This window comes from Thermococcus nautili (assembly GCF_000585495.1).
Taxonomy (GTDB): Archaea; Methanobacteriota_B; Thermococci; order Thermococcales; family Thermococcaceae; genus Thermococcus; species Thermococcus nautili.
The window spans coordinates 1,964,000-1,976,356 of sequence record NZ_CP007264.1; the positions used below are offsets into that span (position 1 = coordinate 1,964,000).

General features: G+C 52.5%; 21 protein-coding genes. 4 read left to right on the forward strand and 17 right to left on the reverse strand.

All coding sequences use genetic code 11. The features are described 5' to 3' along the window. Positions 1-3 precede the first annotated feature (3 nt). From BD01_RS10930 to rpiA, 3 genes are all read left to right on the forward strand, one after another. The gene (locus tag BD01_RS10930; RefSeq protein ID WP_042693022.1) at positions 4-1,950 is read left to right on the forward strand and encodes a beta-CASP ribonuclease aCPSF1; all 1,947 of its coding nucleotides are present in this window, start codon (positions 4-6) and stop codon (positions 1,948-1,950) included. A gap of 74 nt (positions 1,951-2,024) precedes the next feature. After that, positions 2,025-2,396 (forward strand): hypothetical protein, encoded by a 372-nt coding sequence (locus BD01_RS10935; RefSeq protein WP_042693023.1) that lies wholly within the window; start codon positions 2,025-2,027, stop codon positions 2,394-2,396. A gap of 4 nt (positions 2,397-2,400) precedes the next feature. After that, positions 2,401-3,090, forward strand: coding sequence for a ribose-5-phosphate isomerase RpiA (gene rpiA, locus BD01_RS10940; protein ID WP_042693025.1), 690 nt, complete (start codon positions 2,401-2,403; stop codon positions 3,088-3,090). Positions 3,091-3,104: 14 nt separating this feature from the next. Here rpiA and BD01_RS10945 read toward each other — a convergent pair whose 3' ends face one another. Together BD01_RS10945 and BD01_RS10950 are read right to left on the reverse strand one after the other, a co-directional pair. Then, the gene (locus tag BD01_RS10945) at positions 3,105-3,599 is read right to left on the reverse strand and encodes a putative toxin-antitoxin system toxin component, PIN family (RefSeq protein ID WP_042693026.1); all 495 of its coding nucleotides are present in this window, start codon (positions 3,597-3,599) and stop codon (positions 3,105-3,107) included. Continuing rightward, complete coding sequence (locus tag BD01_RS10950; protein WP_042693030.1) at positions 3,600-3,881, reverse strand: hypothetical protein; 282 nt, start codon at positions 3,879-3,881, stop codon at positions 3,600-3,602. It abuts the gene before it with no gap. 352 nt (positions 3,882-4,233) lie between these two features. On the opposite strand from BD01_RS10950, the gene BD01_RS10955 reads away from it, so the two are divergent. After that, positions 4,234-5,112, forward strand: coding sequence for an integrase (locus BD01_RS10955; protein WP_042693032.1), 879 nt, complete (start codon positions 4,234-4,236; stop codon positions 5,110-5,112). An 11-nt stretch (positions 5,113-5,123) separates the two neighbouring features. Here BD01_RS10955 and BD01_RS10960 read toward each other — a convergent pair whose 3' ends face one another. The 15 genes from BD01_RS10960 to BD01_RS11025 form a co-directional block, all read right to left on the reverse strand. Beyond that, complete coding sequence (locus BD01_RS10960) at positions 5,124-6,014, reverse strand: hypothetical protein (RefSeq protein ID WP_022547008.1); 891 nt, start codon at positions 6,012-6,014, stop codon at positions 5,124-5,126. 13 nt (positions 6,015-6,027) lie between these two features. Continuing rightward, entirely contained in the window at positions 6,028-6,261 is a 234-nt protein-coding gene (locus tag BD01_RS10965) for a hypothetical protein (protein ID WP_022547009.1), read from the reverse strand. A gap of 4 nt (positions 6,262-6,265) precedes the next feature. After that, positions 6,266-6,604 (reverse strand): hypothetical protein, encoded by a 339-nt coding sequence (locus BD01_RS10970; RefSeq protein WP_245599283.1) that lies wholly within the window; start codon positions 6,602-6,604, stop codon positions 6,266-6,268. A gap of 5 nt (positions 6,605-6,609) precedes the next feature. After that, positions 6,610-6,852 (reverse strand): hypothetical protein, encoded by a 243-nt coding sequence (locus BD01_RS10975; protein ID WP_022547011.1) that lies wholly within the window; start codon positions 6,850-6,852, stop codon positions 6,610-6,612. Further along, a complete protein-coding gene (locus BD01_RS10980) occupies positions 6,849-7,115 on the reverse strand; it encodes a hypothetical protein (RefSeq protein WP_022547012.1) in 267 nt (88 codons plus the stop codon). The genes BD01_RS10975 and BD01_RS10980 overlap by 4 nt, the downstream gene beginning before the upstream one ends. After that, positions 7,112-7,309: a hypothetical protein gene (locus BD01_RS10985; protein WP_022547013.1), complete on the reverse strand. Its 198-nt coding sequence runs from the start codon at positions 7,307-7,309 to the stop codon at positions 7,112-7,114. Before BD01_RS10985 ends, BD01_RS10980 begins: the two co-directional genes overlap by 4 nt. A 112-nt stretch (positions 7,310-7,421) precedes the next feature. Then, the gene (locus BD01_RS10990) at positions 7,422-8,411 is read right to left on the reverse strand and encodes a hypothetical protein (protein ID WP_022547015.1); all 990 of its coding nucleotides are present in this window, start codon (positions 8,409-8,411) and stop codon (positions 7,422-7,424) included. 1 nt (position 8,412) lies between these two features. Next, positions 8,413-9,051 (reverse strand): hypothetical protein, encoded by a 639-nt coding sequence (locus BD01_RS10995; protein ID WP_042693037.1) that lies wholly within the window; start codon positions 9,049-9,051, stop codon positions 8,413-8,415. Positions 9,052-9,119: 68 nt separating this feature from the next. Further along, positions 9,120-10,064, reverse strand: coding sequence for a hypothetical protein (locus tag BD01_RS11000; RefSeq protein WP_042693039.1), 945 nt, complete (start codon positions 10,062-10,064; stop codon positions 9,120-9,122). 408 nt (positions 10,065-10,472) lie between these two features. Continuing rightward, positions 10,473-10,646: a hypothetical protein gene (locus BD01_RS11490; RefSeq protein WP_022547019.1), complete on the reverse strand. Its 174-nt coding sequence runs from the start codon at positions 10,644-10,646 to the stop codon at positions 10,473-10,475. 5 nt (positions 10,647-10,651) lie between these two features. Further along, a complete protein-coding gene (locus BD01_RS11010; RefSeq protein WP_042693044.1) occupies positions 10,652-11,020 on the reverse strand; it encodes a type II toxin-antitoxin system VapC family toxin in 369 nt (122 codons plus the stop codon). Continuing rightward, positions 11,013-11,207, reverse strand: a complete 195-nt coding sequence (locus BD01_RS11015; RefSeq protein ID WP_022547021.1) for a hypothetical protein — start codon at positions 11,205-11,207, stop codon at positions 11,013-11,015. The genes BD01_RS11010 and BD01_RS11015 overlap by 8 nt, the downstream gene beginning before the upstream one ends. Then, a complete protein-coding gene (locus BD01_RS11345; RefSeq protein ID WP_022547022.1) occupies positions 11,204-11,371 on the reverse strand; it encodes a hypothetical protein in 168 nt (55 codons plus the stop codon). Before BD01_RS11345 ends, BD01_RS11015 begins: the two co-directional genes overlap by 4 nt. Before the next feature lie 26 nt (positions 11,372-11,397). After that, positions 11,398-11,637, reverse strand: a complete 240-nt coding sequence (locus BD01_RS11020; RefSeq protein ID WP_042693047.1) for a hypothetical protein — start codon at positions 11,635-11,637, stop codon at positions 11,398-11,400. Then, positions 11,637-12,338, reverse strand: a complete 702-nt coding sequence (locus BD01_RS11025; RefSeq protein ID WP_042693049.1) for a helicase HerA domain-containing protein — start codon at positions 12,336-12,338, stop codon at positions 11,637-11,639. The genes BD01_RS11020 and BD01_RS11025 overlap by 1 nt, the downstream gene beginning before the upstream one ends. Between the last annotated feature and the right edge of the window lie 19 nt (positions 12,339-12,357).

Genomic DNA, 12,357 nt, shown 5'->3' on the forward strand with positions numbered 1-12,357 from the left:
GCGTTGATTCGGAGGGAAACCTACGTTGACGAGATACTCAAGGAGATTCGCGAGGTCATAGCCCAGATGGTTCCGCCGAACGCGAGGATAACCGACGTCGAGTTCGAGGGGCCGGAGCTCGTCATATACACCAAGAACCCGGAGGCGATAATGAAGGACGGCGACCTCATCAGGAACCTCGCGAAGGTTCTGAAGAAGAGGATAAGCGTCCGCCCCGACCCGGACATCCTGATTCCGCCCGAGAAGGCCGAGGAGATGATTAAGGAGCTCGTCCCGAAGGAGGCCGAGATAACGAACATAAGCTTCGACCCCTCCGTCGGCGAGGTTCTCATAGAGGCCAAGAAGCCCGGCCTCGTCATCGGAAAGAACGGCGAGACGCTTCGCCTGATTACTCAGAAAGTTCACTGGGCGCCGAGGGTTGTCAGGACTCCTCCGCTCCAGAGCCAGACGATTTACTCGATAAGGCAGATTCTCCAGACCGAGAGCAAGGACAGGAGGAAGTTCCTCAGGCAGGTCGGCAGGAACATCTACCGCAAGTCCGAGTACAAGAGCAGGTGGATTAGGATTACCGGCCTCGGAGGCTTCCGCGAGGTCGGAAGGAGCGCGCTCCTCGTCCAGACGGATGAGAGCTACGTCCTCGTTGACTTCGGCGTGAACATAGCCGCGATGAGGGACCCGCTCAAAGCGTTTCCGCACTTTGACGCCCCGGAGTTCCGCTACGTCCTCGACGAGGGCCTTCTCGATGCAATCATCATCACCCACGCCCACCTCGACCACAGCGGAATGTTGCCGTACCTCTTCCGCTACAAGCTCTTCGACGGGCCGATTTACACGACCCCGCCGACGAGGGACTTGATGACGCTCCTCCAGCAGGACTTCATCGAGATTCAGCACATGAACGGCGTCGAGCCCCTGTACAGGCCAAGGGACATAAAGGAGGTCATAAAGCACACCATAACCCTCGACTACGGCGAAGTCCGCGATATAGCCCCCGACATAAGGCTGACCCTCCACAACGCCGGTCACATACTCGGCTCGGCGATAGTTCACCTCCACATAGGCAACGGACTCCACAACATAGCCGTAACCGGAGACTTCAAGTTCATCCCGACCAGGCTCTTCGAGCCCGCTGTGAGCAGGTTCCCGCGCCTTGAGACCCTCGTCATGGAGTCCACCTACGGCGGAAGCAACGACTACCAGATGCCGAGGGAAGAGGCGGAGAAGAAGCTCATAGAGGTCATAAGAGAGACCATCAAGCGCGGTGGAAAAGTGCTCATTCCGGCGATGGCAGTCGGTAGGGCCCAGGAGATAATGATGGTTCTCGAGGAGTACGCGCGCGTCGGAGGGATAGAGGTTCCGATTTACCTCGACGGAATGATTTGGGAGGCAACGGCAATCCACACCGCCTATCCGGAGTACCTCAGCAAGAGCCTCCGCGAGCAGATATTCCACGAGGGATACAACCCGTTCCTCAACCCGATATTCAAGAGCGTCGCCAACTCGCGCGAGAGGCAGGACATCATAGACTCCGGAGAGCCGGCCATAATCATAGCCACCTCTGGCATGCTCGTCGGCGGACCGAGCGTCGAGTACTTCAAACAGCTCGCCCCAGACCCGAAGAACAGCATCATCTTCGTCAGCTACCAGGCCGAGGGAACCCTTGGAAGGCAGGTGCAGAGAGGTTTGCGCGAGATACCGCTCATCGGCGAGGACGGCAGGACAGAGGTCGTTCAGGTCAACATGGAGGTCCACACGATAGACGGCTTCTCCGGCCACGCGGACAGGAGGGAGCTCATAAGCTACGTCGCCCGCGTCAGGCCGAGGCCGGAAAGGATAATCACCGTCCACGGCGAGGCCCACAAGTGCCTCGACCTCAGCTCGAGCATCCACAGGAAGTTCGGCATCTCCACTAGGGCACCCAACAACCTCGACGCCATAAGGCTCAAGTGATGGGCTCGCTGAGCCCTTCCTCTTTTCGATAACGTTTTAAATCTCTCCCACAAGAGCCCCTTAGGTGGGAGGACGTGAAGATAGAGTACAAGTTCTCGTTCGCGGTTTACATATGGGGCATTATCACCGGGATAATCAGCGGACTGCTGGCTTACTACAACAGGAGCGCATGGATACTCGGCTTCCTGCTCTACTTCTTCGTGGACAAGTTCGTCATGGCGCTGATTAAGGAACTCCCGCCGGACGTTCCGGACGAGAGGGCGATACTCAGGAAGGCCTTCTGGGGCTGGCTGTTGTTCTGGCTCTACTTCACGATGCTCAGCTACTCGGTGGCCATCAACTTCCAGCCGGTCTGCTACTCCAACCAGAGCCTCCTCTATCAGGTCGTTCACAACGGAACGGCCGGGATTAAATGCGTGTTTAACGTGACCAACGTGACGGGGTGATTTCATGAACGTTGAGGAAATGAAAAAGGCCGTTGCCAAAGAGGCCCTCAACCTCATCGAGGACGAGATGGTCATTGGCCTCGGTACCGGCTCTACAACCGCCTACTTCATCCGCTACCTCGGGAAGCTCATCATGGAGGGTGAACTTGAGGAGGTCTACGGCGTCCCGACCTCATACCAGGCGAGGCTTTTGGCCCTTGAGGCAGGGGTTCCGGTTGTGAGCCTCGACGAAGTTGACGCGATAGACATAGCGGTTGACGGAGCGGACGAGGTTGACCCGCAGATGAACCTAATCAAGGGGCGCGGTGCCGCGTTGACCATGGAGAAAATCATCGAGTACAGGGCAGGAATGTTCGTCGTCCTCGTTGACGAGACCAAGCTCGTCGAGTGGCTCGGCCAGAAGATGCCCGTCCCAATAGAGGTTATCCCGGTCGCTTGGCGCGCAATCGCGGAGGAGATAGAGGTCTTCAACGCCACCGCCGAGCTGAGGATGGCCGAGAAGAAGGACGGGCCCGTCGTTACGGACAACGGCAACTTCATACTCGACGCCAAGTTCCACCGCATAGAGGACCCGCTTGACCTTGAGATAGAGCTCAACAACATTCCAGGCGTCGTCGAGAACGGAATCTTCGCGGACATAGCAGACCTCGTCCTCGTCGGCACGAAGGACGGGGTCAAGAGGATGGAGCGCTGAGAAAGAAGGATTCTTTACTTTTCAGCTCCATATTTCTCCCTAATGTGCTTCAGGAACTCTCCGGCGGTGAGGATGTAGAACCAATGCCTCTTGAGCTGGAACCTGAGCGTCTTTTCGTTCCTCAGCTTAACTAAGTGTGCTGTGTTCATGCTGATGAGGTAGCGAGCTTTGGAAGCGTAAACCACATTGAGGAACTTAACATCGTCGAGGTGACCTACGGCATTAACTATCCTGGGGTCACCTTCAAACTTCACGCGGGGAGAAACCTTCTTGGTGTGGTTTTGAACGAGGTTGTAAATGGCCCTGGCCTTCTCCGGCTTCCCAATAAGGAGTCCAATGACTGCAAGGGTTTCCTTCATCTCCTGCAGGGTCTCCTTGGAACCATAGTTCTGGAGTGTTGATTCCTTGAGAAGCTCAAGAATCCTAATGGCAGGACTTCGAGAAGGGTCTTTGGTCTTAAGAGCGCTGATTAGAATTGATGTGTCGAGGACAACCTTGAGCCGAGCCATTCAAATCACTCCGAGCTTTTTCAGCTTCCCCTCGATGCGGTGAAACTTCTTAAGCTCCTCTCTCGCGAGTTCAAGAAGCTCCATGGTGCTTAAGTTTGCGGTTCTCTTGTCTTTCAAGATTATTTCCCAGGCCTTTTCGTCGCTCATGGGTTTGTCCATCTCGTTCATTAACTCTCTCACCTGGAAGAACCAGACAATATCCTCTGGCTTTTCTTTTGTGGCCTTGGCGAGGCCGTCAATTACCGACTCGAAGACTCGCCTATCAACGGCTTTTACCGCCATGCTCTCACCGTTTTATGGTTTGTGGGAAGATAGATTAACTTTGTGGTGGTTTCTCCAGACTTCTCCAGGGTGTTGAGGATGGAGCGCTGAAGCAAGGTTTATAAACTCAGCCCTTTTTCACTTCTTCGGGAGTCCCGCGAGCGCGGGGGTTGCCGAGCCTGGTCAAAGGCGGTGGACTCAAGATGCTCTTTTTTCCCCGAATGAAGGCCTCTCCCGTCAGAACGACAACAAAGAAGAGCCGAGCGCCGATAACGTTTTTACAGGAAAGGCTTTGATAGACTCAACGGCCAAAATCCACTATGGTCGTGATAGACAGAAATACATCGAATGGGTGAAACGGCGCACGCCAAGCATGGCCGACAAATACATTTCTCTGCTTGACAAGTACCTCTGGGGAAAGAAAGCCAATACTCCAGAGGACCTCCGGCGCATTGTAGAAGCTATCCCTCCCACCAGGGGAGGCTTTCCCAATAGGCATGCCTACATGGCGTTGAGGAGCTACATTAACTTCCTTGTGGATACCGGAAAGCTGAGGAAGAGTGAGGCCATTGACTTCAAGGCCGTGATTCCGAACGTTAAGACCAACGCTCGCGCTGAATCCGCGAAGGTCATAACGGTTGAGGACATTCGTGAGATGTTCAACCAGCTCAAGGGGAAGAACGAGACGATTCTCAGAGCGCGCAAGCTTTACCTCAAGCTTCTCGCCTTTACAGGTCTCAGGGGAGACGAGGTCCGCGAGCTGATGAACCAGTTCGACCCGAGGGTTATTGACGAGACATTCAAGGCCTTTGGCCTTCCTGAGGAATACAAGGAGAAGATAGCGGTCTATGATATGGAGCGGGTGAAGATTAAGACGAGGAGGAGTCAGACGAAGCGTGGCTATGTCGCGGTCTTTCCCGCTGAGCTCGTTCCCGAGCTGGAGTGGTTCAGGAGCACTGGGTACAAACTCACTGCGGACAACTCTGATAAGCATAAGCTGTTCAGGGATTCCAAGGAGGTTAAGGACCTGGCCTTGCTGAGAAAGTTCTGGCAGAACTTCATGAACGACAATGTGATGAGCACGGTTCCAAACCCTCCTGCTGATACCTGGCACCTCATTGAGTTCCTCCAGGGACGCGCTCCCAAAAACGTGGGTGGCAGGAACTACCGCTGGAACGTCAAAAACGCCGTGAGAATCTATTATTACATGGTGGACAAATTGAAAGAGGAGCTGGGGATTCTGGAGCTTTAGGTTTTCTCTTTTCACTGTTTTGTTGCGAAGATAATTTCGTCAACAGCTGTTTTTATGTACATTACTGAACTATAGTCAAGTTTCTCTTCAAACTCGATTTTGATTGTGATATCCTGTCCAGCATACGGGGTTAAGTCAATTCCAACTTGGTTCCATCCAATGTACTTGTGGGTTGGGTCGTAATCAACTTTGGCATCGATGTGGTCCTCGTACACTTTTACTCCATTAATGTAAACTCTCACGTAATTCAATCTCGCATAGTGGCCATTCCATCCAGAGAACAGGTGCGCTCCGTAGTAAAAGATTAGAGTCGCTTTTGAGACTCCGGATGGGACGCTGATGCTTTTTGAGATGTACGGGAGCTTAGTTGCAGTTGTCCCCGATAGATAATAATACATTGAATATCCATTTGATTTAACGCTTGCAGTATTGCTAACGCTGAAGTCTCCGCTCCATCCTCCATCCTTTCCATCATCAAAATCATTGATTGATACAGTCCATCCTGATGGTGAAGCATGGAAGTCGATAATATTGGTCTTGATGGTCTTGCTGATTTGGTCAACTTTCTGAGAGTAGGAACTGTCTTTGTAGAACTCAAAAGTTATTGTGAACTGTTCGTCCTCAATGTCCGAGCTTGGAACAGCTCTTTTGAGTGTCGCCTTGAAGTTGGCATAATCAAACCCTCTGACTTCCCCTAACTGTTTTGCGGTTGTGCCGTCATCGAATTTCCAGTTCCCATTTGAATCATTAATCACGGCTTTCACATAGATTGGCTGAGGGGACTGATTCCACACCTGGATGTTCACAGTCGTTGTGAAGTCAGATAGCGTTGAAATTCCCCACCTGTCAACATACAGCACGTCATTCACAGCGACCGTAAAATCTGAGGTTGAACTCGGCATTCACACCACCTCCTCACGCACTAAAGCTTATTCCAGTTTGGACGCGGAAAGCATGCGGAATCATCTTCTGACTATGAATATCTGCATTTACCCTGAGAGCTCTGAGAACACGCTGGCTCTGAACGTCAGCATTTATGTGGAATGCTCTCAAGACCTTCTGGGACTGCACGTCAGAGTGAAACCTGTTCCCAATGAATCGCACTTTAAATGGGGAAATTACTCCTCCCCCAACCCCTTTCAACAGCACGCTCTCACCCCTGGATGTAGCTTATATTCACGAGAACACTGTCAGATATAGAAGTCAGCGAGCCTCCCGGCTCGACCTCGACCACGACCTTCCGAACCGGGTTCCTGGGAATCGGCTGGATAAATACCTGGCCGTTCAGACCCTTGTAGAACTTCGCGCTCCAGAAGGGTTTGGTGTCATCGAACTTCCTCACCTTGACTATGACGTAATCGTCGTTTCCGTGGCTGACGCTTATGGCCGTGATGTGGCTTGGACTGCCAAAATCAACGGTCTGGTTCCTCTCGCTGTCGGTCAGCTCGATGACGGTGTTATCAGCTGGCTCGAAATAGGCATTAACCTTCATCTCGCTCACTTTCCATACCTCCTCATGTACCAGGTCGCAATCTTAAACAGCATCACCCACGCGAACAGAAGGAGGAGTATAAGTTTCCAGTTCACCTTCTTCTTAGCCTCCTCAGCCGGCTTCTTCTCTTCTGCCTCCGCCTTCTTTGGTAGAATGAGCCTCATTCCACCCACGTTTCTGACTCCCCCACCAGCCGAAGCCGGCACGGCCGATGGCATGGTGAAGTCGATGAGGTTCACGCCGGTCATTTCCTCATCCCCCTCAGCTTCTCCTCATACTTCCTCACAATCGCGTAGGCCTTCCTCTTCTTTCCGACCAGCTTCTCGCTCCGCTTGATGACGGTCGTGCGGAGGAAGACCAGGCGCCTCATCGCTGTTCTGTAGGGAATTCTCCCGCGCTTGAAGTCAGCGAGAATGGCCTTGCAGATGTCTCGAACCTCGCGGAGGTTATCAAGGCCTTTCTTCCCCGTGTCCTTCACGCGCCTGCCGAGGTAGATGTTACTCCTGCTCATGCTCCTGCCTCCCTTCCTTCAAGCCTCGCGATTCTCTTCTCGTGGTTGAAGATGCGGTTCTCAAGCTCATCCACACGGTCCATAATGTTCCTCAGAACCCGCTCGTTTGCCTTTGCCGTGGCGTAGGATGTAAGGAACGCGGTGACGACGGGAGTAACTATGGCACTAAACACGGCGAGCTCTTCGGGAGTCATCTCACCTCACCCGCTCAATGAACTTCTTGAACTCAATCTGGAAAGCCATCCAAAGGAGGAAAAGAATAAGGCCTTGGAAAATGGTCTCGCGGTCAAGCTTCATGTTCTCACCTCACAGCATTATAATACGACGTGGCATCGGAACAGGTAGTATATGCTTCTCGGGTGGGAGTTTTGGTTTGGGTAGTAGTATGTACCTCGGGTTAGGTACTGGAGGACATGGTACGAGTTTACCTCCGTGCTTTATGTCAATACACATGCCATTATCTACCGGGAGAAGACCCCTCGCAGGTAGGGAGCCTCCAATCACTGGAGTGAACTTGCGCTGATGGTCAGGGAACAGAATCCTGTTTAATCTATCAGCTTCTGGAAGAGGTAGTGGCTTTGCTCCTGGGGGAGCGCCTGAATTGTAAGCATCAAGAACTGGCGTTGCCTTGTCCGGGTTTTGCTTCTTCCACTCCTCTTTCTTCTTCTCGAGCTCCCTGCCGTACTTCACAATCTGGTCGAGGCTCATCCTGCTCGGGTCCTTTCCCTCGGCCTTGAGCGCCGACTTTATCCCCTCCAGCCAGGCGTTGAACTGTGCGTAGGTCATGAAACCGTACTTTCTCGCGAGACAGTCTTCCTTCGTGAGAACCTCCCCGCCAGCGTACTGGCACTTGACCATATTGTTCACTACCGTTTCGGTGTAGGTTCCACCGTGGAAGACTTTCGTTTTGCCTGGCTTGACTACGTGGCCGTACTTGTGTATGTTACCCGCCTTGTCAACTTTGCCACTTCCAGGCTCCCACTCGTGGCCACCGTAGTGGAGGTGCGCCATTGCGTCGTTATACTCCGGTGTGTTCTGCTTGCCGGTGAGAGTTCCAGTTATTATGGTCACTATGTCCTTCCCTGTTTCTTTGAACTTCTCCGGTGCATCGGATGGATTGAGGTCGAGGTTTCCGAGTGTGTTCTTCAGCTCGTTTAGTTTCTTCTCAATGTTCCCTCCAAAGTCTTTGAAGAGTCCGAAGAGCTTGTAGAGTGCGTAGATTATCGTGATGAAGGCAATGAAGTACAGCGCTATTTCGGCCAGCCTGCCATAGTCCTTTGAAACAACTACGTTCATCTCACCGCCTCCTGCCGATTATGTAGAGTCCCACAAGAACTCCAACTGGGATTACCCAGCTCGGGAGGGTCTTTTTCTGTTCAGGCTGGCTCTGCTGCTCAACCATCGCGTGAACGGTCGTGGGAACAGAAGAGGACCTCAGCACAGGCTTCGACTGTACCTTCTTAGCAACCGGTTTCATCACAACAGAAGGCTTAGGCTGTGACCTCGGGACGGTTTTCACTCCCGTGTTCTTCTCTACCTCGACCTTGACGACCTGGTTGTATTTAGCGAGGTGAGCGGTCCTGCTCTGCACCTTTCTCTTAACCTCCTCGTAGTGCCTTTGGTAAACGCTTCCAAAGCGAGCCAGGTCTCTTTTTGCAGAGCGAAGCGATTCGCCTGCTCTCGCAATCATTAGCTCATTGTACAGCATGCAAAGCGCCTTGTTCGTTATAGGGTCCTTGTTCCAGAAAAAGCTGGACGGATTGCATCCGCTCATGCTCATATCCCAGCCAATACTCCTGAAGTAGCGGTCAACTTTCATCATATCATTGTGGCTCCACTTCTTAGGGTCAGAAGGCACACCAAGCCGTTTCTTTATCTCTTCCTTCTTCTTCACAGCCTCCAAGTCACTCGGTCTGTAAATCCGAGTCACGACCAATTTAACCACCCCTGAGAACTGATTTTAGCCTCTGATTTCACCAGCTGATTCAAGGAAAGGAAAAGAGGTCAGACTCTGATGGCCTGAGGAACGACCTCGTGGCTTATGTAGCGAAGCTTACCGCTGTTGGTCGTCTTAAGCGCAATCTTGAAGGTTCCAGAGGCTTCCTCGCGGAGGTCAAGGCCTCCGAACACGACCTCCTTGTCGTAGTCGAACATAGTCATGCCAGTCGGAACGCTCGGAAGCTTGTACTGAACCTTGTCAAGCTCACGGCTGGTCTCGTAGTCAATCTTGTAAAGCTGTATGCGTGCCGGCCTGGTCCTAACGAGCGCGTACTTGTCAACTATATCAGCACGTGCGCCGGTGTCGTCATAGAACACGAGGAGTGCACGCTTGAGGACCGAGCCGACTGGAAGCTCGAAGACCTCAGTCAGCTCGCCGAGCGCGTTGAAGCTCTTCTCAATTGCATAGACCTTCGGCTCCTCAATGAAGACCTCGCCATATTCGCCTGCTGAATAGGTCATGACGTACTCTTCAGCGCTTTCATAAACCTCCTTATCGAGGGTGACCTTTATCGAGGCGTCGTTCACTGAAACGTTCTCGGCCACGTTCGTGTTCCAATCAACCCTTATCTGAAGCTGGTCCTTGATAAGCGCGTGAATCTGGCCGGCGTCAAGCATGATGAGGAATCTGACGTCCTTCGTCTCGTTCGCCGGGACGGTGACCGTGTCGTCGAGGCTGAGCGCCTTCCCGTGCGTGTCGTAGATGTTGAGATAAGCGATGTCAGTTCCCCTAAGCGCGTAGTGAACGACGTTTCCGTTAGAGACAACCCTTATCTCGTTGATGGCCTTGAGAACATCCTCCATCTTCACGGTCGCGTCAGAACTGCCGGAATTGCTGAGGGTGATTTTAGCTAGAAGCGCTATCGAGTCGATGACTCCGTTGCGCGGAAGGTCAATGGACTTCACCTGAAGGGTAAGAACATCATCCAGGGTCTCCTTCACCTTATACACTCGTCTCACCTCCTGATTTTACTGCCTCGCCTTCAGACCCTCTTCTTAATGAATTTCTCCCAGACGTACAGCGCCACGAGGACGCTCAGCATGTTCACGAGGAAGTCGCCGGTAAAGATTTCCTTCCAATCCATCTCGCCTCACCTCTCAAGCTCTCGCTTTGAGGCCGTAAGGCCTCGGCATAGAATAGAACAAACCCCTATTTAAGCACTGAACCAGAAAAGAGGAGAAAACGGCAGAAATCTGGAGAAAACTCCCGCAATCGCAACTTTTATAACGAACCTCCGCCAACAACAGAATGAGGCCTGTTGCAATAAGACTCTAAGAGAATTGAAACAAGGTCGCTCGGCGTTTATGTTCATATATCCACAACCGTTGCAATAAGACTCTAAAGAGAATTAAAAAGGACTACTGCTGGCGTTGCAATGAGGCCTGAGAGTTGAAAGGCTTGCTCAGGTGGTAGAGGTATTTGACCGCCATGCTCCGCGAGATTCTCTCCTTTCTCACTCCCAGCTGTCTCGCCAGGCTTTCTCTCACTTCGTCCAAAATCTCCAGCGCCTCACGGTCGAGGTAAACACCCACCGGCCTCACCTCTTCCGGGGTTTGTACAATTTCACCCCAAAGTCCCGCATTCTCTCAAAATGGTCAGTGTTCGTGGTCCACACGGTATAGCCTTTAACTATCGCTGTGGCACCGATGAGTATATCAGCGTCATCGATTAGCTCTCCTTTTCTCTTCAGGTACCTGTATATTTTCGAGGCCGTGAGGATTATCACGTTGTCCAAGGGTTCAACCTTGAACAGCTTCTCCAGCCTCTTCAGAACTGCCACTCTTTTCCTCTCAGTGCGGATTCCTCTAACGAACTCAAAGAGAGTAACTATCGAGATTGCCGAGCCTGCGTATTCTTCAAGCTTTTTGGCCTTGTAGAGGTCAATCAGAACGCTCGTATCAATCAATATCCCCGAAGTCCCTGAACGAGACCCTCTTCTTCGAGACTTCCCTTTTGATTTCATCGAGCTCCTCCTCCGATAGAAGTTCATACAACTCGCTCGCCGTCTTCTTAATCTCAAGCGCACGCTTCAATTCTCTCGCAAGAACCCGCTCCGGAATCGAGCCACCATACACCCTGACCCTGACCCTCACTTCTCAAGCACCTCCACCCTAACCCTCACCTTTTTCAGCTCCTCCTCGCTCGCACCCTTCTCGCGAAGGTACCTGAGGACAATCTCCCTCACCATCTTCCGAATCTCGCTAACGCTCATTCCCTTAGGAACTTCAATTACAATCTCGCTCTTAGTCGCTCCCATCAAGCTCCCTCGCTTCTTGTTCTCACCTAAGTATAAAACCCTAACGCCAGCCAGAGGAGGACCGCCAGGCCGGCCACGTAGCCGATGATGAACTCAACCACGTCCCCAATTGTGGAGATAGGTGCTTCCTTCTCGCGGACCTCATAGACCAGGTAGCTGATGAACACCACCAGGCCATAGATGAGAAGGAAGGCCGAGGCGAAGCCGAGGACCGTGTGAAAGACTGACCGCTTATCATCGTAGAGGTAAAGCCTTGCCAAGGTCATCACCCAAAATGCCTCGTCCTCCTCACAACGAGTTCTCTCTTTATAATGCGGGTCCTGTTCGGCGGGATAAACTCAATCAGGTCATGCTCCCTCAGCTGGTCATTCAGCTCCGAAAAGCCAGGAATCATTCTGTTCAGGTAGATGACATCGTTCGGGACGTAGTGCTGGAAGATGAAATGCCTCTGCGCCTGGCGGAAGAGAAGCTTCGGGAAGTCCGCGATTGACTGAGTTATAGCGACCGTGTAAAGCTTCCCGTCCCTTCCCTCCCTGAACAACTGCTCCAGCTCCTTCCCCGGCCTCCTTGAGGACGGGTTATAGCGATGAGCCTCTTCCACCACAATGATACGGTCCCTATCCCGCCTGAAAATCTCATCAAGAAGAGGCTTGTAGTACTGCTCCACCAGACCTTCCACGCCAATCCTGTTGATGGTTCCCCTGGTTGGAACCACCAGCACCTGGTCAAACTCAAGGAGCTTCCGCCAGTTGTACCTCGTGCCGACCTTAATCTTGAGGAGCCTGACACCCTTCAACTGCACCAGGCCGAGATGGTTTCTCACCTTGGTATCGAGAATGAGGAACCTCCTCCCCTTCTCCCACGCCTGCTCAACAAGCCACCCCGCGAAGTAGCTCTTCCCCGAGCCAGTGTTCCCGTAGATGAGGTCAATACTCCACGCAGGAATGTCAATGTCCAGAATCCCCAACGCTCTCACCTCCAAAAAG